The organism is Xanthocytophaga agilis (assembly GCF_030068605.1).
GTDB lineage: Bacteria > Bacteroidota > Bacteroidia > Cytophagales > 172606-1 > Xanthocytophaga > Xanthocytophaga agilis.
On sequence record NZ_JASJOU010000003.1, the window covers coordinates 236,989 to 260,826 of the forward strand.

Annotated in this window: 20 protein-coding genes; 6 read left to right on the forward strand and 14 right to left on the reverse strand. The window is 38.0% G+C overall.

The window, feature by feature from the left end; genetic code table 11:
- Positions 1-162 precede the first annotated feature (162 nt).
- A complete protein-coding gene (locus tag QNI22_RS11375; protein ID WP_314510757.1) occupies positions 163-1,104 on the forward strand; it encodes a M48 family metalloprotease in 942 nt (313 codons plus the stop codon).
- 129 nt (positions 1,105-1,233) lie between these two features.
- On the opposite strand, the gene QNI22_RS11380 is transcribed toward QNI22_RS11375, so the two are convergent.
- Positions 1,234-3,735 carry a T9SS type A sorting domain-containing protein gene (locus QNI22_RS11380; RefSeq protein ID WP_314510758.1) on the reverse strand — a complete coding sequence of 834 codons (2,502 nt, stop codon included), beginning with the start codon at positions 3,733-3,735 and terminating at the stop codon, positions 1,234-1,236.
- Between the two features lie 301 nt (positions 3,736-4,036).
- Here QNI22_RS11380 and QNI22_RS11385 point away from each other — a divergent pair, with 301 nt between their 5' ends.
- Positions 4,037-4,945: a hypothetical protein gene (locus tag QNI22_RS11385; RefSeq protein ID WP_314510759.1), complete on the forward strand. Its 909-nt coding sequence runs from the start codon at positions 4,037-4,039 to the stop codon at positions 4,943-4,945.
- Positions 4,946-5,072: 127 nt separating this feature from the next.
- On the opposite strand, the gene QNI22_RS11390 is transcribed toward QNI22_RS11385, so the two are convergent.
- Positions 5,073-5,354 (reverse strand): hypothetical protein, encoded by a 282-nt coding sequence (locus QNI22_RS11390; RefSeq protein WP_314510760.1) that lies wholly within the window; start codon positions 5,352-5,354, stop codon positions 5,073-5,075.
- A gap of 266 nt (positions 5,355-5,620) precedes the next feature.
- On the opposite strand from QNI22_RS11390, the gene QNI22_RS11395 reads away from it, so the two are divergent.
- Positions 5,621-8,083, forward strand: a complete 2,463-nt coding sequence (locus tag QNI22_RS11395; RefSeq protein ID WP_314510761.1) for an ABC transporter permease — start codon at positions 5,621-5,623, stop codon at positions 8,081-8,083.
- Positions 8,084-8,231: 148 nt separating this feature from the next.
- On the opposite strand, the gene QNI22_RS11400 is transcribed toward QNI22_RS11395, so the two are convergent.
- Both QNI22_RS11400 and QNI22_RS11405 read right to left on the reverse strand, forming a co-directional pair.
- Positions 8,232-8,567, reverse strand: a complete 336-nt coding sequence (locus QNI22_RS11400; RefSeq protein WP_314510762.1) for a hypothetical protein — start codon at positions 8,565-8,567, stop codon at positions 8,232-8,234.
- A 143-nt stretch (positions 8,568-8,710) separates the two neighbouring features.
- Positions 8,711-8,977 (reverse strand): hypothetical protein, encoded by a 267-nt coding sequence (locus tag QNI22_RS11405; protein WP_314510763.1) that lies wholly within the window; start codon positions 8,975-8,977, stop codon positions 8,711-8,713.
- 322 nt (positions 8,978-9,299) lie between these two features.
- On the opposite strand from QNI22_RS11405, the gene QNI22_RS11410 reads away from it, so the two are divergent.
- A complete protein-coding gene (locus QNI22_RS11410; protein ID WP_314510764.1) occupies positions 9,300-10,073 on the forward strand; it encodes a YoaK family protein in 774 nt (257 codons plus the stop codon).
- A gap of 39 nt (positions 10,074-10,112) precedes the next feature.
- Here the strand turns inward: QNI22_RS11410 and QNI22_RS11415 are convergent, their stop codons facing one another.
- Positions 10,113-10,682, reverse strand: coding sequence for a hypothetical protein (locus tag QNI22_RS11415; protein WP_314510766.1), 570 nt, complete (start codon positions 10,680-10,682; stop codon positions 10,113-10,115).
- A gap of 15 nt (positions 10,683-10,697) precedes the next feature.
- Positions 10,698-15,203: a DUF7619 domain-containing protein gene (locus QNI22_RS11420; RefSeq protein WP_314510767.1), complete on the reverse strand. Its 4,506-nt coding sequence runs from the start codon at positions 15,201-15,203 to the stop codon at positions 10,698-10,700.
- 506 nt (positions 15,204-15,709) lie between these two features.
- On the opposite strand from QNI22_RS11420, the gene QNI22_RS11425 reads away from it, so the two are divergent.
- The gene (locus tag QNI22_RS11425; protein ID WP_314510768.1) at positions 15,710-16,642 is read left to right on the forward strand and encodes a hypothetical protein; all 933 of its coding nucleotides are present in this window, start codon (positions 15,710-15,712) and stop codon (positions 16,640-16,642) included.
- Positions 16,639-17,325 (forward strand): ABC transporter ATP-binding protein, encoded by a 687-nt coding sequence (locus tag QNI22_RS11430; protein ID WP_314510769.1) that lies wholly within the window; start codon positions 16,639-16,641, stop codon positions 17,323-17,325. The genes QNI22_RS11425 and QNI22_RS11430 overlap by 4 nt, the downstream gene beginning before the upstream one ends.
- Positions 17,326-17,412: 87 nt before the next feature.
- Here QNI22_RS11430 and QNI22_RS11435 read toward each other — a convergent pair whose 3' ends face one another.
- From QNI22_RS11435 to QNI22_RS11470, 8 genes are all read right to left on the reverse strand, one after another.
- On the reverse strand, positions 17,413-17,670 hold the full coding sequence (locus QNI22_RS11435; RefSeq protein ID WP_314510770.1) for a hypothetical protein: 258 nt from the start codon (positions 17,668-17,670) through the stop codon (positions 17,413-17,415).
- A 49-nt stretch (positions 17,671-17,719) separates the two neighbouring features.
- A complete protein-coding gene (locus QNI22_RS11440; RefSeq protein ID WP_314510771.1) occupies positions 17,720-17,977 on the reverse strand; it encodes a hypothetical protein in 258 nt (85 codons plus the stop codon).
- Positions 17,978-18,265: 288 nt separating this feature from the next.
- Positions 18,266-19,510: a hypothetical protein gene (locus QNI22_RS11445; RefSeq protein ID WP_314510773.1), complete on the reverse strand. Its 1,245-nt coding sequence runs from the start codon at positions 19,508-19,510 to the stop codon at positions 18,266-18,268.
- 368 nt (positions 19,511-19,878) lie between these two features.
- Positions 19,879-20,460, reverse strand: a complete 582-nt coding sequence (locus tag QNI22_RS11450) for a hypothetical protein (RefSeq protein WP_314510774.1) — start codon at positions 20,458-20,460, stop codon at positions 19,879-19,881.
- A 136-nt stretch (positions 20,461-20,596) separates the two neighbouring features.
- A complete protein-coding gene (locus tag QNI22_RS11455) occupies positions 20,597-21,442 on the reverse strand; it encodes an AraC family transcriptional regulator (protein ID WP_314510775.1) in 846 nt (281 codons plus the stop codon).
- 60 nt (positions 21,443-21,502) lie between these two features.
- The gene (locus QNI22_RS11460; protein WP_314510776.1) at positions 21,503-21,919 is read right to left on the reverse strand and encodes a hypothetical protein; all 417 of its coding nucleotides are present in this window, start codon (positions 21,917-21,919) and stop codon (positions 21,503-21,505) included.
- Positions 21,920-22,011: 92 nt separating this feature from the next.
- Positions 22,012-22,773 (reverse strand): LytR/AlgR family response regulator transcription factor, encoded by a 762-nt coding sequence (locus QNI22_RS11465; RefSeq protein ID WP_314510777.1) that lies wholly within the window; start codon positions 22,771-22,773, stop codon positions 22,012-22,014.
- Positions 22,754-23,773 (reverse strand): sensor histidine kinase, encoded by a 1,020-nt coding sequence (locus QNI22_RS11470; protein WP_314510778.1) that lies wholly within the window; start codon positions 23,771-23,773, stop codon positions 22,754-22,756. Before QNI22_RS11470 ends, QNI22_RS11465 begins: the two co-directional genes overlap by 20 nt.
- Positions 23,774-23,838 lie beyond the last annotated feature (65 nt).

Consider the following 23,838-nt stretch of genomic DNA (forward strand, 5'->3'; position numbering starts at 1 on the left):
TTCAGATCAAAGAAAACATTGATAGTCAGACTAATTTATTTTTTATACATTATTTAAATATAAAGACAATAAATCTTTTAAAAATGGGTTATCCAATTGTAACCACACTAAACACAGGATAAAAATGAGATAGATCTACTCCTATTCTTTTCTTCTCTTTTTATGAACCGTATCCCTTTAGGCAAAGGATTCTTTTGTCTGTTTTTTATCCTGTATGCTTTTAAAAGTTATGGCCAGTATCCACTAGTCATCGAAACAGATCACCATTGTACTTATCTTGGAGAGCCTATCGCAGGCGACTTGTATGAGTTTACCTCAAGTGAGGAAACGAGTCAGGCTATTGCCCGTATTATGAGTGTTATGGGACTCAAGGCACGTTTTGAAATAAAAGCTGTAAATATCGAGAATGCAGCAGCTGTTATTTATGACAACAAGCGGTATATCCTGTATAGTCAACACTTTATGTCTCAGATGCAGCAAGCGTGTCATACAGATTGGGCAGCGATCAGCATTTTAGCCCACGAAATCGGCCACCACCTGAATGGACACACACTGCTACAAGAAGGCAGTCGCCCATCGAATGAGCTGGAAGCTGATGAGTTTTCAGGTTTTATTCTTCATAAAATGGGAGCTACCTTAACAGAAGCACAAGTAGCTATCAGTATGTTAGCTGAAGAGAAAGGATCCGTTACACATCCTCCTAAAAGAGCACGTCTGGAAGCCATTGCAGTGGGATGGGAAAGAGCCAATGCTGGTATGGCTGCCCAGAAAAAGAGTACTCCCACAGATAATGTACGGACCAATAATCCTTCTGCCTCTTCTGACCCACAGGTAGCGGCAATACAACCTATTGACTCAAAATATTTGTTAGGCAAAGTTATATTTCACTCCAATCCGGAAAATCAATATTACCTGACTACACAAATGGATCTGATCAAAACTACAGGTGGCAGCGTAAAGGTGATTGGAAAACTCATTAAATCCAATCGGGAGGAATATCCATTTATGATCTATAATATGAACAAGAACTATATATACATTGCGTCCAATGGTGAGATCTATAATGCCAGTAAGCAGAAAATAGGTTATACAGTGGACCTGTAAATGGTGAGGATTCATTTCAAAACCGACATAAATCCTTGGCTTATAGATCATCACTAAAACGATTATACCCATTCACAAAAAAGTCCGAATGCTAGTTCGGACTTTTTTGTGAATGGGTATAAAACAGAATTACTCTGCTATTATCTTTTTAAATAGGATCTTGTCTTTCATCTGAATCTGAAGCAGATAAAATCCAGGAGTTAGTGTAAGCCCCTTCAGATCATACACTACAGCACTACTCTGGGTATTTTTCAGTATTTCGGTTCGGATTTTTCTTCCATCCAGTGACAATACGTTAAATACAATCTGCTGCTGAGCTGTCAAACCGGAAAGTTGAACGGAAAGCGTATTTCCTTTCAGCGGATTAGGATAGAGTACTGCAGTCAGTTGTTCTGTACTGAGCCCTTCCTCACCTCTAATTCGGGCAGCATTGGATAAGTTTTCAGCAGGTGTCAGTACAGTTGTTCCGGCAGATAAACTTGTATAAATAGTACCACTTGTAGAGATAACTCTTGAGAAAGCCCGTACTTTGTACTCATATTCAGTATTGGGTTCTGCTGTCGTATCTATAAATGCAGTAGTATTCTCTCCTAATCCAAATCTACTGTTAGTACCATCTGAAATACGTTTTCGTTCTAACCAGAACTCACTCTCATTATAAGAATTATCGTTCCAGGTTAGCTGCACTTTTCTGGAAGAAAGAGCTACGGCCTGCAGATTGGTCACTACTGCAGGAGGAGCCTGTTCGTATTTACGGTCATAGTAAAATTCAATACCGGATACATTGGCATCTCCTCCCTGAAAGCGAATCTCATTGGCAACATCATATTTGCCCTGTATGGTATAAGGCCCCAATCTCTTCCAGGTTCCAGCTGATCCACTGTTGTAACTGGATTCAACTACTGTACCATCTACCGTGATGGAATACGTTTGTGGATTGTTATCTTCCCAAACATACAGATAGATGTAGTATGGGATACCCGGAAAGTAAGACCGTATGGTAAAGTCATTTCCCCAGATAGAAGACCGGATCATAGCAGCACGTGTGGAATCTGTAGCAGGTGTCAGTGACACTTGCTGGTTTTCAAAGCTATGATACGTTCCTGCCACACTAATATTGTAATCAGATCCTGCTCTCCATTGTTTTCCATCAATAACAGTAGCCGGGCCTGCCAGATTAAATGCACTCCAGAGGAGTCTGGTCGAATCCGGATTGGTTACCACAGCAGTGCCTGTCGTAAAAGACTCTGTGATTGACATAAGCGAGAAAGGCGTATTAGTATTCAGATAATTAACCCGTACCTGATAAGTAGTCCCTGGTTTCAAGGCTACAAGAGGCTGCCAACTGGCAACGGTGCGACCAACTGATTGGACCTGATAGTCTTCTCCCTCCCAATCTGCCGGATAGCGATCAATTTCATATGAATAAAAAACAACTTCCCTATTACATGCCTGGTCATTTTCTACAGGGCGTGTAACCTGAATGGTAGGTGTTAGTGATACATTGGTAGCACCATTAGCCGGACTGATAAACTCTGGTGTAAGTACCCGATAGAATCGTTTGACATATGTCGGAATCGTGTAGCTTCGTGTAGCTAACAGAGTATTAGCTGAATCATAAGTATTTATCTGAATCAATGATTCAAAGTGTGTGCTATCTCCAAAAATACTGATATTGACTTGATGATTACTTGTTGCCTGCTGGGCATTGGCAAAAGATACCACAATAGGCATAGATCCCGGCCACTGCGTACCACCAAGCTCTCTGCCGGTTTGTTTATCTGTAATCTTTACTGTAGCCTTTCGGGCATTAGTATCATTGGCATTAAACGTAATGCCATTGTTTACTATCTTTCGTTCGTTTTCACACAAAACCCAGGTTGTGCTTTCAACAGGGTTGACCAGCACAGGCAATGCCTGTGGTTTTGTGGTAAACCGGAAGCCATTCATCAAAGGAAATCTCCATATATAGTCTGTTGTAAACGCTACCCGAACTTCATATTCTGTACCAGGCAATAAGGGCTGAGGTACAGTCCAGGAATAGGTAGCATTTGTAAAAGTGGCTGTTTGCATATCATTTCCCTGCCAATCAGCTGGAACACGATCTATCCAGTAGGTTACCTGCTGCAGAATACCACAGGAAGTATAAGGTAGTACCTGTATAGTTGGAGTCAGTGATACGTTGGTAGCATTGTTGGTCAACCCTGTAAACGTAGGTACAGGATTTGCCATAGGCTTTGTAAAAATGGTAAAATAATTTTGCCCGAGTATACTACCGGCGGCATCAGTTGTTTTAACCTCTATCAGGTACTGTTTGTCCGGATCCAGATTGAGGCCTCCATACATCGAATACACAAAAGTAACAGGCTGAGTGGCTTCAGCAGCAGTCAGTGTTTTTGCGTCCAGGCTAACTGTTTGTCTGGGGTCATTGAGAAACACATTCACATAAACCTTACGGGCACTGGGATGATTGGCATTAACAGTAATGGTGTTGTTAAAGGAACATAGATCCACATTCGACTGATTCTGTGGAGAAATGAGCACTGGTTCATTGGCGGCATAGCTGGTTGTGGCATACACAGAGAAAAACAGGTTACTGATCACAGTCAGCAACAGATACATGTGTTTCATAAAAAATAACTGGTCTGAAAAAATGAATAGATAATTACACTAAAAAGTAAAAAATTAATTCTCTGAAGAAGAATTTACATTTTCTGGATAGAGTGGAAAAGTTGAAAAAGTTCACTTTAATAGACAGCACCTATTAATAACCTTTTAACAATACAGTAAACACGCTTTCTTATATTTTTTTACAAACTATTATCAACACCAGACAAAGCTATTTCTGACGATATATTAATCTATCCAAGCAAGTAAGATTGCGAGGTTTTATACACTATTTTATAGATTAACACTATGTATCTTGCCAAGCATGTTAACCATATTTCAGACTAATACTTCAATATTTCCTATGATTCTACGTGTGGTTGGTCTCATTATTCGTAAGCTATTGACTTCAAGAAATACAGCCCGTGTCCCAGTACAAAATTCAGATCAAAAAACTACGGCTCCCTTTAAAAAATTTTATGTACCCAACCTGGATGAGATAAAAGTAGTACGTGTTTCTGATGAAGGAATCAAAGAGGCTGGTTTATCTTCATTGGTTTCATTATTGACAATCCTCTATTTTAATGAAGATATCAGAGAGCAGGTCGTTGCTGAAGTGGAGAAAAATCAGAATCAACTTTTAGCAATTATTCCTGCCTTACATGAATATAAGGGAGAACGTCTCACCCGATTGCTTTCAGAAAAAACATACCTTACAGGTGATATCTTTGATGCATTATCTCTATTAGTGGATACATATGCCATCGAAAAAGAACTAAATACCGAGCTTGAAAAGGCCAAAAGATCAATTTCCGAGAACGTTTCAGTTGACGACTTTGCTATGCAAATGGATGGAGGCACTAAAATCCTGTTCTGTTCGAACCTGGAAGACGGTCAAAAATTCCAACTACGTTTTCATCAGTTTGTATCTGGCAGCACAAATCCAATGAAACTAACTGGTGCTATCTATCTGGATGAAAAACTGGTGCCGGTAAGAAGTCATCTGGAGTCCGACATTTTGCAGGCATTAAAAAATGCAGTGGGACTAGATAAACCCAACTCACTGGATGATATTGGGCATTTTTCTATTGGCATTAATCCCAGCATCTTTATGAATAAAGGAATTTCGAAGGAAGCTAAAACCAAACGGATGGTTTATGAGCTTGCAGGTCTTGTGGAATGCCCTCAATATGTAGAACTGGCTCAGAAACTTGGCAGACTCCAATCTCTTTAAAATAAACTAAACAAACAGATGTATCTCTTTGTTAAATGCTGGAAAACCTTCGTCTTCCAGATTATTCCTTCCGTTGCTTATATGGAAACAGGGTCTGCTTAGCAACCGAAAATAACTTCCTTATTTACTATCCCCAATTAGTCAACACAACAAACAGGAAGGCCAGCAATAACAGACCTAGTACCACAAACGATTTGAGTAAAAAAAGCAATCCAGCCGCTATCTTTTGCATTACAGACTCGTTTATCCTGGCAAGCAGAAAAGATAAAAGTGTTATGACAGCAATGATTGGGAAGGCTATGAGCAGATACATACATTCAGATGCAAGGGTTAGCAAGCGATAACAACGGTCTACAAGATAACCATTTTTAAGCTTCCTATCCAGACAACAGGTTATCGTTTCTTTCATCTTTCTGAACAAACCAGAATCATACTATCTCTTGTTCATCTATGAACAAAGCTTGTCCGATAACGGACACTTCAAAATGCATAAACCAGTTATAAAGCAGTTGAGGGCTCATACAAAGCTTTGGCATTGGAATTGGGATAGATATATAGTATGTAATATACCTGTAAATGTTTATCGTGATTTCTTTACAAGTATATATAATCAAATAATCCAGGTAAAAATCTGTTTATACTGTACAAGTCCGGTATTCCTGAAATTTTCTTTTTATGTTATACAACTACCTTAAAATTACCATTCGAACACTGTTTCGCAACAAACTTTACACCAGTCTCAATATAGCTGGACTTACTTTTGGCCTTACCTGCTTTTTGCTGATAGGACTCTATCTGTTTGATGAGTTAACCTTTGATCAGCAACACAGTAAGGCTGATCGTATTTACAGGGTAATCGAATACCAGAAAAATAAATCGGAAGAACTGACTATTGCCGCTACCAGCTACAATATGGCAGAAGAGTCCAAAAAAAATATTGCTGAGATTGAAAATACTTCACGTATCACACTTATAGGACGTGATAACATTTCCAGTCCTGAGAGCAAAACAAAGTTTCTGGAAACTATCGGCTTTGCCAATCAAAGTCTGATGGAAATATTTGATTTTGAAGCAATAGATGGCACTGCCCAAACAGCTTTACAGGAACCTAATTCCATTGTAATAGTGGAAGAACTAGCCCGTAAGCTGTTTAATACCACTCATGTGGTAGGTAAGACGCTCAAATTTGACTTTTTGGAAGCTCCTCTGCGTATAACAGCAGTTCTGAAAAACCATCCTTCCAATTCCAGCTTTGATTTCAACCTTATGATCTCCGAAGCAACAATTCTGCACGACAAACAGTTTTCTGAAAACATGGTAAACGACTGGAGTTCTCACAATTATATGGTTTACGCCTTATTGAAAGAGAACGCTAATCCTCAGTCCGTATCCCAGAAAATAACCCGTTTTGTACTCTCGCACCAAAAGCCGGAAGCTGGCACCACCCTCCGGTTCAGATTGCAGCCACTGGCGGATATGCATTTGTATTCAGAAGATATAGTAGATGGTGCCAAAAATCCCAATGTGTCAGCTACCCAATATGGATCATTCTTATATATCAAGATTTTTGCGTTGGTAGCCGTTTTCCTGCTTGTGATTGCCGCCATCAACTACATCAATCTTACCACAGCCAGAGCATCTAACCGTTCCAAAGAAATTGGAGTTCGTAAAGCTACCGGAGCCACAGATAGCCACCTGATCAAGCAGTTTCTGTTTGAATCGTTACTGGTTACCTTGATGGCTTTTGTATTGGCCTTTACACTGGTCAATATCATTCTACCTACCTTTAACACATTCACAGGTAAACATCTCTCATTTAGCCTCCAGACAGACTATCGCATCTGGTTGTATGCCATATTGACTACACTTAGTACAGCTATTGTTTCAGGTAGTTATCCGGCACTTTTGCTTTCTCGCCTTAAGCCAGTTGCCCTACTTAAAAATGTAAAGCTACATAGCAAGACAGGTTTGTCCTTACGCAAGAGCCTGGTAGTATTTCAGTTTACCGTTTCGGTTGTGATGATGATTGCCACTATGGTGCTTTTTCTTCAGGTACAATATGCCAACAATAAAAACCTGGGCTTTAATAAAGACTTGCTGGTGGTAGTTGATATTAATAGTGGACAGGTACGTAAAGAAGCTGAGACTATCAAAACAGAATTTGGAAAAATTGCAGGTGTTAACGAAGTATCTGTTACTTCTCGTGTTCCGGGTGAATGGAAGTCAATTCCGACAGTTAAGGTCAAAACAGAAGGCAATACAGATAATCCTCAGGTAGCCTATGTGATTGGAGCTGATGAAAACTTTGCTAAAACATTTGAGGTACAATTACTAAAAGGCAGAATCTTTACCAGTTTGCGTGATTCATCTTCTATAATACTAAATGAAACAGCAGCCAGAGCCCTGCATATTCAGGAAGCATCTGATCAACTGGTCGAAATTCCTGAAATGGCGTTTGGAGGCAAATACTTTCCTGTTAATGAATCCAAAAAACCTTTTAAGGCACGTGTGATTGGCATTGTCAAGGATTTTCATTTCCAGTCTCTGCGTGAAAAAATTGCACCTCTTGTGTTAGCATATAGCCAAAATCCTGTACAAAATATTGATTACTTCACAGCCAGAATAGAAGGCAAGAATATACAGAATACACTCAAACAAATGGAAAATACATTGATCCGCATAGATCCCAACCATCTGTTTGAGTATCATTTTCTGGATCAGCAGTTGGCGCGTTTTTATGCAGACGATCAGCGTCGTGAAACCCTCCTGATCTGGGCAGCACTGGCTACCATTTTTATAGCCTGTCTGGGATTGTTTGGTCTGGCAACCTATGCAGCAGAACAACGCATCAAGGAGATTGGCATTCGCAAAGTATTAGGGGCAGATGTGTTGAATCTTACGGCTTTGTTGTCCAGAGACTTTCTTAAACTGGTTCTGATTGCCAATGTACTGGCAGCACCCATTGCCTGGTGGGCAAGTAACCTCTGGTTGCAGGAATTTGCCTATCATATTTCTCTTTCCTGGTGGGTATTTGCAGGTGCGGCTATCTTATCTTTCCTGATTGCTTTAGCGACAGTAAGTTATCAGGCCATCAAAGCAGCTATTGCCAATCCTGTCAAGTCTCTACGATCCGAATAAACTCAAAATGTAGTTGCCAAAATTTATTTGGCTTCTTTAATGGACAGATCTTCCTTTCTAGAGTATAACGATCCGATTCTTTGTCATAATTAAAAGCCACTGAAAATATTTTCAGTGGCTTTTAATTAGTTTTATCAGATTCTAAAGACTAAGTACATATATACATATCTGTTTCCAACAGTATTTTTACTTCATCTGCAAGCAGAATTACATCTTTCCATTGGGGATCATTCAGAATAGCATAATGATACTGTGAATGGAATGGATAGTCTTCATTCATAAAGAAAGCATCATAAACCTGTGCAAACCTATACAGCTTACTTTTTAGCAGATCAGAAAGAAAGATATTTTCAGCCCAATCCCATTCGTTATCCAGTATAAAATGTCCACATAACCAATCTACAAAAGTATAATAAAGCGAATCCCAGGTAATTAAAAAACAACCATTCCTGCCTCTGAGCCTCCCAATCAGACAAGAAATCAAAGTGGCGTTGTATATTTTCTATAAATAAATCAGCCTTCTCCATTGGGTACTCAGTATTAGAATGTTTTATTTCTCACAAGCATATATCCAGAGACAGATATTGTGATTAGTTTTCTTTCATCCGAAGTAGTTTTTAAGGCCATTTAGATCAGCAAATAGTTCTCTTCATTGAATAGCTTATAAGCAACAGGAAAAAAGCAATTCAGGATCTTTTCAAAAGCCTCAAGAGTTTCCTGAACACTTTTATGTATGTCATCAGTTTTACACCAATACTCTTTTATTAGTTGTCCATTAGACTTTCTAATTACAATTTTACTATCTGTAGTATCCTCATTATCGATGTAGAATGCAATTTTCAAATCAAGCTCGTACATATATAAAACAAACTCTTTCTCTTCTTTTTTATCCAAAAAATCAGCAAGTCAAGCAGTTCAGGCATAACCGAAGTAAAATCATATTTAAAATCAAGTACTGTGCTAATTACGCCTTCATCCGTTGTTACATGAAAGCTGGCAATCTGTCTTGAATCAATCACTTCGCAAACTTTACCGAAAATAGTAATTAAGTCTGTCTTATCTCTATACTGTTCTCTACTTTTCTTAGTAGGAAAAACTTTATTTTGTATTATTTCAAAGTATATATGCGTTTAGGTGGTATCTATGTATACAATTTGAATTCCGGATTTGAAACAATTCCTAATCCAGGTATTTTATAACTACTGTCTCTGTTTACATGTCCAGTCAATCCAGTCATACCAGAACCCGAAAGCATAATCTCACATTAGCCTCAAGCTTTGCGATGGTGGCTGGTATGGTTAATGTAACCGGATTTCTTGCAGTGCACACACTCACTACACATATCACAGGACACGTAGCCTTTCTGGCAGAAGCACTCTTTAATCACAACACAGGGAGAGCACTCATTCTATTTCTTTATATTTTCTTCTTCTGGTTGGGTGCATTTATCTCTGGAGTGTTGATCGAAACTGTCAGTAATAAAAATGAAAGATCTATCTATGTTGTCCCAGTAATCCTTGAATCAGGCTTACTGGGACTGATCGGGTTATCTCCCCTATTGCCAAAAATGTTTTCTCCTGCACTAATTACCTTTGTACTATTGTTTGCTATGGGTCTTCAGAATGCGACAGTGACTCAGTTAACCAATGCGTTAGTGCGCACAACACACCTAACCGGGTTATTTACAGACCTAGGCATTGAATTGGCCCAAACATTCTTTTCCAAAGATTTAACTCAACGAAAAAAACTCAGAAGCCGTATGCAGTTACGTGTTCAGATTGTTACATTCTTCCTGACAGGAGGTCTGTTGGGTGGGTTGGTCTATAGCATGATAAGAATCCATGCCTTATTGATTCCAGCATTGTTTCTGATCATTATTCTGACTTTCGACTATGTAAAATTTACCATATTCCGTCAGAGAAATAAACTACGAAATTTACTTCATTACCAGTCAAAGAATGCATCAGACAACAATATAAAGTCATACTAATAGTTAGTAAGAGCAAAGAGAAACCAGGAAACTTATGCTCTAGGCGCTCAATGTTAGATCCAGAATCGTAAGTTGCAGGGTTATATTTTCCAACATGATAGTACCGATTGTGCTGTGGGAAAGATTATCATCCGAAAACACACAATTTGTTTTGCAGAAATGTGAGTCAATAATAAAGTATAGATTTGTATCCTGTCCGTTTTCTAATAATCCTGCTTTACGAAGAAGAGCAACAAAGTTTCTATATTTTAATTGGTTGATAGTTACTCCAGCCAATTTAGTTACATGCTCATCCTTACGGCAAGGGTTTGCTAAGTTGATATTTTCGCCAGGAAGAAAACCACCAGCAGCAACAATGTACTGGTCGTTATAATGCATAAAATCAGAAATGTAATAATTCAAGTCACGTATAATTGCACTATCCATCGACTTTTTTTCAGATACCTTCTTTAACTGATCGAATTGGGATCCTACCATAGAATAAAGGAGTCTCACAGAAATACCTGAACACAAAGGAGTTCCATTATTCGTATGAGAACTGTTCTCACAGGAAGATAATACAAACAGAATGATAAAAATCGTTTTGATTCTATTTTCTATTACTTTCATAAATATGAACAGGTATCATTTGAGTATTATCTTTCGGGTAACAGTTCCTTTGTCAGTTTTCACCAAAATCAGATACAATCCAGTTGCATTTCCAGACAAATCCACTTCGTATTTTGAAGTTATTGCAGTAACCTTTTCAGATAATATGCGTTTGCCTATATTATTAAATATTTCAATCTGTTGCATTTGAGCCATAGACTGAGAAAGATCAATAGCCACCTTTCCGTCGGTTGGATTTGGAAATATAACAATCACATCATCCCATTCTGCATTATCCCGTACAACAAAGTTGGTACTACTTATCACAGAACCAGTTGGAGTGGTTACTTGAATTTTGTCTGTGGCAGCTCCTTCCGGAATTCGAATTACCAGTTCGGTTTCACTGGCCGAAATAATGTCTGCCTCCTTTCCATAAATAACTACACGATTATCAGAAGCAGTTGACTGGTAGTATTTTCCGGAAATGATAACCTGAGTTCCTACAAAGCCCGTAGCAGGATAAAAAGAAGTAATGACAGGTAAAAGCGGTACAAAATCTTTCTCGCTGATTGCTGTGCCCCCCTCCGTAGCAACACTTACCTTTCCTATTGTTACTCCTGTTGGTACAGTAATCACCAATTGCGTTTCGGCTGCAGATACGATACTTACTACCATACCATTGATTTTCACAGTATTCTGATTGGATATTGGATTAAAATTCATCCCTGTAACCAGAATCTGCTCACCCACCTGAGCCTCTTCCGGAGCGAAGGCTGTGATAACAGGCTTGAATAAAATAACCAATTCAGATGGACTTATAACACTACCACCACGTGTAGTCAACGAAACTTTACCATCAGTTGCATTTTCAGGAGTCACCACAGTAAGCTGTGTAGCTGTTGCTGTCAATACCTGCATAGGAATATCATTAATCTTTACCAAATTATATTCTGCAACACTTTCAAAGTGAATTCCAGTAAGTATAATCTGATCACCTCGATGTGCTTTCGCCGGGTTTATGCCTGTAATAACAGGAGGTTGGAATACTACCAAATCGGTAGCACTCACAGCTGTTCCTGCAGGGGTAGTTACACTAATCCTGCCTGTTGTAACCTTTGATGGGAGAGCCACCACTAACTGAGTTTCAGAAGCAGATATGACAACAACAGGTATTTCATTGACCTTAACAATATTATCAGTGGGAACAGTCTGATAATGGTTTCCGGTTAAGGTAATCTGTCCGCTCAACTTCGCACCTTCAGGGGTAAAACTGCTGATGGTAGGCTTCTGCTGCACAATAGTCTTCTCATTTAGCTGATTTTGTTTGTCTATTACAGGTGGTACATCATATATGACGTTTACCGTTGTATTCGTACGCACAGGTTCATTATAGTCAAATATAATATCAGCAAAGTTCTCAATTCGGACCTTTTCAGGCAGGTATACTTTTGGCTTAATGGTAAATTGAATAAATCCGTTGCTGCCTGCTTGATCACGAGTGCTGTCGGGTAGATTAATTCCTGCAAATATCCAGGTAAGCACCGGACGACCTTTACCACTCACTTTAAGTGTATAGCGATGAGAATAAGCTCCCATCTGCAGAGTGGTTATATCCAGATGTTCAGATAATGTATCAATTACAGTAACGGCGTACGCTGTATCTGTTCCTGTGTTTTGAAAGCGAATCACATACTTCAGCTCAGAAGCTGAAGGCGTATAATTGTCTGAAGGTGTACCGGCAGGGCTTACCAATTTGTCGTTTGGATCATAGGAATCTACAATTTGGAGGCATTCACTAGCTACTTCAGGTTCAGCATCATCCTGGGGCAATACAGCTACATATCCTTTGCTAATTACATCACTCACAGAGGCTACACAGCCTTCAATAGTCAGGTTAGTTTGAGATTTGCGCGGATGTCCGGGTCGCTGATCAGCCTCAAGACGAACCGTTTTACCATTGGCTGGTATACGTAATACCAGACTATCACCAATCGCAAGTTTGTAGTTTTTGCGGAAAGATAGCTGGGCATTTAATAGTATTCTGAACTCCGCACTATCAGCCATTGTTTTTCCTGTATTTTTAATCACCATCTGTACACGACCATTCTCTATACATTTACCAGTAAGTAAAATGTCTGACTGGTCCCAGGGTGAATTCTCAGGTAAGGTATAGCTATTGGCAGGGGTAATCCAGGCTTGGGTACAGGCTGTCATACCCCGAGCCTCGACAACACAAGCTATGGAATCCGTAATCTGAATAGCACCGGTTTCCTTTGCTTTTAATGTTCCAATTGTAAAAACATAGTTCTTGTCTTTATCAATAGTATAGTCAACATTTGATGACTTGAGAATAACATACTGAGGTAGCTTAACAGATACCTTTACATTCTGGGCATCCGCATAACCGCTATTAGAGTAGGTAATTGTAGTAGTATTAGTAAAACACCTGCGACGCCGATTGGAAGCTACATGTACCGATAGGTAGGGCAGCGAGGTAGCCTGATCTGCAAAATCAATTCCATCTACCGACATACCCTCTTTAACCTGTACAGAATGATATTTACCATCAGCCGGACAGATCGGCTTCATCAGAATTGTTTTATCATGATTAGCAAACTGTTGTGTCACTGTATAGGTTCCAGTATCTACCTGCATACTATAATGGCCAGTAGCATCCGTCATAGTTAATATGGAACCTGGCTGAGCCTCTACTAGAACATCAGAAAGTCCTGGCTCATTAGTATCTTGTTTGCAATTTTGATTCAGATCGGAGAAGATAGTTCCACTAATAAAGTTTGTTTTGGCACTTCCGATAGTACTAAAAACAGAGATTCGGTCATTTCCAGAATCTACTACATACAAGAAACCTTTTGAATTGATTGTTACTGCAAAAGGGTCATCAAATTCTTGTTCATTGCTTCCATATTTGCCAAAACTTATGATATTACCTGTTATAGCATCAATTTTATGTATAGCTTTATTATAGTAATCTGTAAGATAGACGTTATTATTTTCATCTGTAATTATTCCAATCTTGACCGCATAAGTATTATATCCATATGGGTAGCCTGATTCATCTTTGATATTAAATGTCCTCATTAATCGCCCTGTAGAGCTACACTTATTTATAACAATCCCTGTATTAGTAGAATAAGTAATGTATAATGATCCTAGTTTATCAACAGCCATAGACCTGAAGTATCCATTATTTACAGCAGGCAAGTTAATATCCTTAAGGTATCTTCCCTTTAGATCATATATTACAAAACGATTATTGCTCAATGCATACAGATTACCCTGATTGTCAGTAGTTACACTTTGCGAAAATGGACTACCAAACGTGCCATCAAAAGCACTGATCACCTTACCATTTATATCAAATTTCACCAACTTACCTAGTCGGTCTATTACATAGACGTTATTCCATTTGTCAATAGTTATAGATTCAGGAACGTCAGATAAAATACCTTGTGTAGTAAACTTTAAGAGAAAATTGCCCTGGGCGTCAAACTTATGAATACCTTTCTGATCTGTTACATAAATATTATCCCCCAGGTCTCTGGCAATTCCACTTGGATATGTAAACAATCGGTTTTCTTTATCAAATTTGACTTGTGAAATTAGTTTACCTTGTGGAGTCAATTTCACAAGGCCGAAAAGTTCGAGGTCTTGCACACAGATATTACCACTTGGATCAATTGCAATATCGTTGGGAAACATAAGTATTCCATTATCTGTATCTGGAGTACCTGACTTCCAAAGAAATTTTCCGGTTGGATCAAACTTTTGAATACGTTTGTTTAAAGGATCAGCAGCATATATATTTCCTTGTTTATCAAGAGTAATTCCAGGACCATAGTAGAATTGTCCATCTTGAGATCCTTGGGAACCAAAAGAAAATAAAAAATTTCCACTGGAATCAAATTTCTGAATTCGAGCATTGCGTCCATCTCCCACATAAATGTTATACGAATTATCAATTGCAATATCTCCAGGAGCATTTAATTGACCGTTACCAGAACCGTAAGTTCCAAATTTCATTATAAATTTTCCATTAGAATCAAGTTTTTGTACCCTATTTGTATATGTATCTACAATGTAAATGTTTCCTCGATTGTCTATTTTTATGTCTTCAGGACCTTTATACATTCCATTTCCACTAACTGTAGATAAAAATCTTGCTATAATCTTACCTACGTTATCCATTTTTATAATCTCCCCACCATTCCAATTACCTACATAAATGTTATCATTTTTATCTATTGTTATAGATATAGGATTCTGGTTTGCGTTATCCTCTCTTTTGGGCAATCTAAATTTAGTAATATATTTTCCTGATAGGTCAATTTTGTGAATAGAGTTATCATCAGAATCCAAAATCAGAAAGTTGCCCTGAGAATCACTGATTATTCCACGAAATGATTGCAAAGGAATTTTAGGTCCGATAAAATGCTGAAATGCAAAATCTTTTTGTCCGTATGCAGGCAGAAAAACTATACATAAAATAACGCTGAAGAAAACAGCAATATATTTACAACACATACAAAGTAAATGAATGTCTGATGAGTAATGTCTGAATGAGATAAGCAAGCCAAGATGTTAGCAGGCCGATTTCGGTTGTAACAAGCCTGAAAGATTAGAGATCAGAAATTGACCAGAAGGAGGCATAATTTTTATCATAAAATAGATACAGAATGTTACGTAAAAATACATAAAGGCTAACATCTATTTTACCTCAAACTCATCAAATTTATTACATATTAATTCTATTATTTTATCTGTATAGCTTTTATAAAAGCCACTAATTGACAGTTTATACAGGTTTTATCAACAAATGAGTGCTGATAGTAGCAAACTCTGAAAATTACAATATATGAACTGCATATTTCATGCATTCACTCTGGTTTAATTAACAATAGCCCATTTATATCTTTACTGGCTATCTGCTAGTATAGATACAGATTTGATCAAATTTTCGTTAATTGCTCAGAACCAACTTTTCATAGTATGTATCTACAGGATAGAGACATACTCATCAAAATAAACCAATGATAACCTATTTTGAACTTCAGTATAAGCGATTAAACAGAAGCCTGAGTGCCTTTGGCCTGAATCCATATCTCGGCCTGTTACTACTTGGAGCGTTCTTTATTCTATTTTCTAAATTATCCTATACAAAACTTCTGCAGCTATGGCCTCCCTATGCGCCATATCTGTATGCCTTATTGCCACTGGCAGCCGTATATACCCTGGGAAATAAAAGCAGAAATAACTTTCTCAAAAATATATTTACCAAAAAAAGATATCTGCAGCTCAGACTGCTGGAAAATAGTTTGATTGCCCTACCCTTCTATATCTTTCTAATGTGTATGCAACAATTTTTACCCTCATTGGTGGCAGTGGCAGGAAGTTTATCAGGAATCTTTATCCAATCCGTTTCTTTGCCAACCTATGCTATCCCCACACCCTTTTCTAAACGCCCTTTTGAGTTTGCGATAGGATTTCGGAAAACCTATCTGCTGCTATTTGTGCTGTATACACTTGGCGTTATTGGTATGGTTGTCGGGAATTATAATTTAGGATTGTTTTCTTTATTCTGTCTGTTTTTGCTCACTATGAATTATTATTCGACTCCAGAACCACCTTTCTATGTATGGATACATTCGGTCAATGCCCATCAGTTTTTGCAGATGAAGGTCAAACAATCTATTCTACATAGTCTTATCCTTGTATCACCTCTTGCATTGCTCCTGATGATACTTAATCCAGTCAATGCATACATTGTAGCTATTATTCTGGTAACAGGCCTACTATATACTGTCACCTGGGTGCTGGGAAAATATGCCATTTATCCTAAAGAAGCAGATCTTCCACAGATCATTAAGATGGCACTTGGAATTTTTATGCCTCCCCTGATCCTTATCTTAATTCCTCATTTCTATTTCAAATCACTGGTACGACTTACTACCTATTTAAAATGATTACGATTCAGTCACTAAGTAAGTTCTATGGAACCCACCGGGTTTTGCATGAAATTTCTCTAACCTTTAACCGGGGTGAAATTCATGGGATTGTAGGAGAAAATGGCGCGGGTAAGACAACACTCTTTCAATGCGTAGCAGGACTTACTTCCTACTCGGGACAGATACACTATGATAGAGGCACCCTAAAAAATGAACTGGGTTATTTGCCCACTGACTTGTTCTTTTTCTCCAAGATAACAGGCATGGAATATCTGCAACTAGTATGTAATGCCAGAGGAATAAAAAACAATCGAATCACAGAGGGTAATCTGTTCGATCTGCCACTTCATCAATATGCAGAAACGTATTCAACAGGCATGAAAAAGAAGCTGGCGATAACCGGCCTGTTACTACAAAAAAATGAGGTATTTATTCTCGATGAACCCTTTAATGGAGTAGATATTCATAGTAACAGTATTATTCAGGAAATCCTCTTAAAGCTGAAAGAACTGAATAAAATTGTATTGATGTCTTCACACATCTTTTCCACTCTGAATGACGCCTGCGATTACCTCCATTATTTAAAAGGTGGCACCATCCAACAGAGTGCTAGAAAAGGTGACTTTACCAGCATCGAAGAGGACATGAAACAGAATGGAATCGGGATCAGGGTAGCTGATATAGTAACTGGTATGCTATAGTCTGGGCTTATAAACTGCACAGTATAAACCCAGAACGTTTGACAACTCTTCTCGTGAGATTATGCTTCATCCTGTCTAGTAGCGGTTTCATAGGGTATTATGACTAACGGACTGAGCTCTGGATTTTAGAGTCAGGTTATGTTCATCTGATGGAATCAAGGTAAATAACTGTCGGGTTATAGATGGAATATCTCTTCCGTTGATACTAATAATCTCATCACCAGTTTCAATGGAAGATTGATCTGAATAATTTTTCACTACATAAGCCTTACCTCCACTAAAACATACCTGTAATGGCAATAAATTGGGTTGTTGGTTTAGGTAGTCAACATGGTACTGAGGCAAAACGATTTCTGTAGCAGACAGTTAACTTTTGCAACAATCTGTTTCATTTTCAGAAAGCCTCTAACAAAGAAACGGAATCGGTTATGGTCGATTTTGTAGAGTCAATATAGGCATCAAACAATTCTTTGGATGTGTAGTGATAAAAACCAGGATGCGTTAACGCCAGTTCGGCAGTTAGTTCTGTAATAGCTTTTTTTACAGTATCTGAGGCAAACTTCTGCTGAACAAAATTGGTAGCTACGATCTGTGATGTAACTATATGTATTATAAACAGTAGAAGTAGTAGTGGTAAAACATATTTGATCATGTTTCTGAAAATTAATTGGGAAGGGATAAATAACAGATGAAAATAAGCTGGCAGCTAACATCTGCTAAATGCAGTTAGTAAGGTTAGTGTTGCTTGGCTAGTATGAGAACTTCCAGATTCTGATTAAGCTGTTCTCTATTAAAAAAGCCAGCCTTAACATAAAAAAAAGGTCTGAGCGAAACCCAGACCTGAGGACTATAGTTGTAGTAGTAGATATGTGAATAAAACTAGTAGATCTGTATATCACCACAGAGTAGTATGTCTATAACCATTTCTTTTGGTCTCCCTCTATTTAAAACCAAATGCCAATGGGAAAATAAATGTCACAACCACTGTCCATACACAGTAAATAGGTAAGTAGAAGGCAATGGCTTTTCCAACTCCGGTTATATCCCCTTTCTTAGACATAGCTTTAAAAAGATTCACAGCTACCAACAGAAGATTTACTAAGATCAGCACATTACCACCCAGAACTGCTGCTCTGTTGGGAGTAATTCCCCATTCTGAAATTCGAAACAGAATGGCGGACAATGCAATGCCATTAACCACTATAGTCACCACAGACAATAATAGGAGAATCCATATTTCTACCTGATTTTTAGTTCTGGATGTTTCTGCAACAGAAAAGAAAATAATTGCCATAACACCAATTAACAACGCATTAAAAACCAGCAAGAACTCCCGATCATTGTATGGATCTTTCCCCGAGTAGATCATAGCAATCAGGTAAATTACCAGCATTACCAATACCAGAGGACTGAATATCTTAGCGATTACAGGAGAAACTTTACCTACCAGTTGCGGATTAGCCTGAATAAGGTAGGTACCTACAATAGGTGCAGCCGGAAGTCCAAAAACTACCACATACTCAAAATAAAACTTTTCAATCTTTAGACCAATCAGTGAGAAAAGACCGATAGTGATTCCAGTCATAATAATACCAGCAATCACAATAAGCGTTGTAATAACGACCAGATCGCCATTGTACTTTAGATAGCGAAGTCGCTTCTCATCATCATTTTGTATTTGACCTACAAAGGCAAAGCCTAAAATTGACCATAAAAATAAGCCTAAATGAATACAGGATAAAAGTAAGGTATCGCTTTCATCCACAATACCCGGAAGAGAGTTGATGAAGATCAAACCAGCTAGCATTGTCCCCACTATACCTAGAATTTTGCCAGCAGATAAGTTATTTTTCCATGCAAAGTAAGCTGACAATGCTGGAAAAATAATAAAACCAATGTTTCGGGGATAAAACCATTCCTCATCAATCTGAAACATTGCCGGAACTTTTGCAATTATACCAGCCACCAGAGAAACCAGAATGACAAATAGCAAGTCTTTAGAACTTCCCCAGGAAATTTCTTCGCTGGCAGGTGCCAGTCGCTCCTTCCAGAAGGTAATCAGGAGATTGTCTTTAAGCTCAGGATACAAAGCGCTAAATTCACGCTTAAATGTTAGTTTGTCTTCCCTGTATAGCCTTTCAAGCTTTCCAGGATTGTCCAGATTTGATAGAATTTCATTTTTCATAACACAGTGTAGTAAATTGAAATGGAGTAATAGTTGTTTTGTGAATATATAATCCTTATCACTTTCTTATAACAGATAAGTACCTGTGACCTACTCAGTTGCTGTAATAAACTGGTTTTACAATCACTTCTCCCTTACTATTGTCCAAACTACAATCAACAGAAATGAAAAAGTAAAATATCCTCTGGAAGCATACTTCAGCTTAATTAAACCAAACCATCAAAAGTACTTTGCATTTCAAAGTTAAATTAAAAATTATAGTCACGCAATAGATGAGTGAATAATTAATTTAAATTTCTGATATAGTTGACTTTTAGGGGTAAAGTGAAGGACAGAACTCAGATCACTGCCCTTCACAGGTACTTTTTCTATTTAGAAAGTATTTCTGTCTTTTGTCTTTGTGCCAAAAACTCAACTTCAAGTTGCCAGGTTTTTCCTTTATCATAAGAGACTTCACCATACCAGCGGAATGTATCTGGTTTAATATCAGTAAACACCCAGCGAATCAGATTACCTTCTGCATTCTTACCATTCTGCACAATATCGTTTCCCTGCTTAGTGCCAACCAGTTGAGTATGGTTTCCATTTACAGGATTGAACCAGTTTATTTTCCAGCTTTTGTCAGCCTGATCATAAAACCGGATGGTAGATCCATATCTATTCTGATCATGAGAGAGAGAAGAACTCCTCTCTGACCGCCTGGGTGCAATCCAGAGATCCTGAATAGCCCGTCCTTCTAATACCCAGGCGAAATGCCATTCGCCTCTGATTGTTTTTCGGCTATGATCGGGCAGATAGTCAGTAGCCTCTACCTGCCAGCTACCAACTAACCATCCATATACAGAAGCAGCGTCACCTAACTCAGCGGAAGGTTGATTGAATATAAGTGCTTCTATAAAAGCATTGGAATTAATCTTTGGTTGTTGTGCGGATACGACTTGCTTATTCATGGTTTGGGCGTTAATTGTAAGACATAGATTTAACAGGATTAAGAGCTGTAGTAAGCTTAGAATTATCTGTTTATTCATATAGTGTTAGTTTGAATTATTTCAAAACTAACACTCATGGCTTCTACCCACTTTAGAATTATTGCTCTCTTTTCCTTTGTCGAAAAAAAAGCGGAGCCATACTATATTTTGCTCTGAATGCAGTTGAAAAATGATCCGGTGTATTAAACCCTGACAAATATCCAATATCGGTTATAGCAGTATGTGTTTTTTTCAGGAGTTGTTCGGCATGTTTAAGTCTGGCATCCAGCAAGTACTGATAAGGCGTCAGTTGGGTGATGTAATGAAAAATACGCACAAAATGAAAAGTACTCATGCAAGACACGGAAGCGATATCTGATAAGGTTATGTTCTCTGAAAAATGAGCAAGTATATAATCTTTCGCTCGTTCTACTTTCGACAAATAGTTTTCTTTATGTCGTATAGAAAGTCTTTTACCAGTTTCGTCGGTAAGGCTTAGATGAAATATCCGATCTATAAATTCAACCAACAGACAATCTATTTCCATATTTGTGTTATTCCCGGAAGTAGTCAGCGTAAAAATGCGGTTGTGCAGATAATCTATTTCTACTGTAGATGGAATAAGTATTGATTGAAGATCCGGTTTGTGAAAAAAGCCATTCAGACTATTTTTATAAAAGGAGGTCAGATACGAATAGGCACTTTCCTGAAACCTAACAATAGTACACTCATCAGGAACAGTATGTTCATGCGCAACCCGATATTCATACTCCGGTTTATTAATCAGTATCTTCCCGGTATAGGTATCAAGCTCATCCCGGAATATATGGAACACAAAATTTCCTTTTCGTAGAAAGCATATAGAAAGTGTATCCTGATATTCAAACTGAGAAAGAATACAATCGGTACAAGTACATATATAATTGATGATAGAGCAAAACTCGTTTTGATAGATGATTTTCATACGAGGTTAAAATTGTATTCATTTTAGTATGTTAAGCCTACGGATAAATTCAATCAGGTCTTACTTTTCAAAATACACCCTGTCAACCTCCATCACTTCATACTCAAACCATCCTGGTTCATACTCAGGATCAGCATTCGTTTTTTCTTCTACATACTGTTCAGCTTCCTCTACAGAATCAAATATGCTGTCAATATTCTTTATAATTTGCCCAAAGCCTTCTTCCACCAGGCTTACTACATACACTGTTTTCAGAAATGTCTGAATAACAGTTTTAACAAGTGCTGAAATATCCTCAATGGTCACATCTTCTTCCAGATTTACTTCATGGTAGGCTTGTTCTGCCCATTTATCCGCCGACTTGCATTCGTTTATATAGGCTACCCTTGCCTGGATGACCTTTTCTATTTCCTGAAATATACCGAGCAGCAAGTCGGTTCCCGTATAGGGTGAGATATGTCTTTTTAGCAGGAACATTTTGGTTACTTTTATCACAAATATGTCTCTTTGGCTATTCATAACAGCAATAGACCTCAAGACCAAATGAATGTTCAATCAACAACTACTTATTATCGGTCTTCCATCCAGGTCAGAAAAGCATGCGACTTTTCCTTATTTATCAATAACTTATCAGGAGTTTCAAGTACTAGTTTGACATACAGCTTTCGCAAAAAATAATGCTCTACTTCTTTGATAGCTTTGAAGTTAACCAAATACTGTCTATTCACACGAAAAAATTGTTTTGAAGATACAGCATTGGTAATCTGATCAAGTGATTGAGTAAGCACAAATTCCTGTTTGTCAAAGCATATTATATAAGTAGAATCATTTCGGATACAAAAGAAGGCAATTGTATCTGTTTGTACAGTAGTATACTTCTGATTTTTGAATACCAGAAAGCTTGTTTTACCACTCGAAGGATTCAATTTTGTTAGAAGTTCTTCCAGATTGGGTACAGTTTTCTGCTGAAAGAAATTTTTGAGTTGGTCAACTTTCTTCAATGCTTCAGCAATATCGTCTTTCGAAAAAGGCTTAAGCACATAATCTACGCCATTACTTTTAAACGCTTCCAGTGAATATTCATCATACGCTGTACAAAACACTACCGGACAGGTTACCTGCACAGATTTAAATATTTCAAAACAAAGCCCATCGGCCAGTTGAACATCCATAAAAATAAGATCAGGCTGGACACCATCTGACAACGCTTCTACCGAACTTTCTACACTTTGATACTGACCAATTATTTTTGCACCCGGTTTACTTTTCAAGATAAGATTCTCCAGTGACTTGGCGGTCCGGAGTTCATCTTCAATAATGATTATGTTCATAGATAAGCGGTAGTTTTATTCTAAATACTTTCTGGTCATTACTAATTTCTACATGTTTATCAAGCAGATGGTTATAACGTAAATCAATGTTTTTCAGTCCAACTCCAAGCGAATTATTCTCACCTTTTTTCAATTGAATCTGATTTTCCACAACGAGATAATCTGTATCCCGATATACTTTGATATGCAAGGGTTTCTGTAGTGAAACGATGTTATGTTTGAGGCAATTCTCAACAAGCAGCTGTAGGGTAAAAGGTGGAATAAGGGTGGTTAGTACATTACTGTCCAGAGTATTGGTAAAAGTAAATCCGTTATCAAACCGCGCTTTCTGAAGAAACAGATAAGCATTGAGTATCTCCATTTCTTCATGTACATGAATCAGATCCAGCTTGCGACTTTCCAATGTATAGCGATAAAAGTTGGAGAGCTTGATAATAAAGTCAATCGCTTCTTCATCTCCACTCTCCACCATAGCTTTTAAGGTATTCAGGCTGTTGAACAGAAAATGTGGATTAACCTGTTGCTTCAATAACTCATACTGCGCTCCCAGATTATCATTCTTGATACGCTCCAGCTCCATGTTGACATACTGGTTTTCATAGTTTTGCTGAAGCAGGTTCAGAAACATATAAAATACCAGGTTGATCAGAATACCCCGCACTTCTACCATCAGCATAGTAGGGCCAAAATTAATATGTGACAGAATCAGTTGCTGTATCCAGGCAAGTCCCAGCATCAATACAAGTCCGACCAGCAATGAACTCACTAGTTTGGAATAGGATATACTTTGCTGACGAGATTTCTCAGGCTGACGGGACAACATAAAAATATTAAAATACCACATCAGCAAAGCAAAAGTAGCTGTTAATGCCGCATTGACAGCAGCCTCCGCCAGATTGAAGGTATGTGAGGCCATCTGTGGCACAGAGGATAGCAGTCCCAGAAAAATGGAACTGATCCAGATGGTTACCTGAGATATTTTAAATTGGGGTTTTGCCATAAACAAACATAATCGCTTTGGACACTATAGCGAAGGTATAGTTCCTACCTCAGATAAATATATGT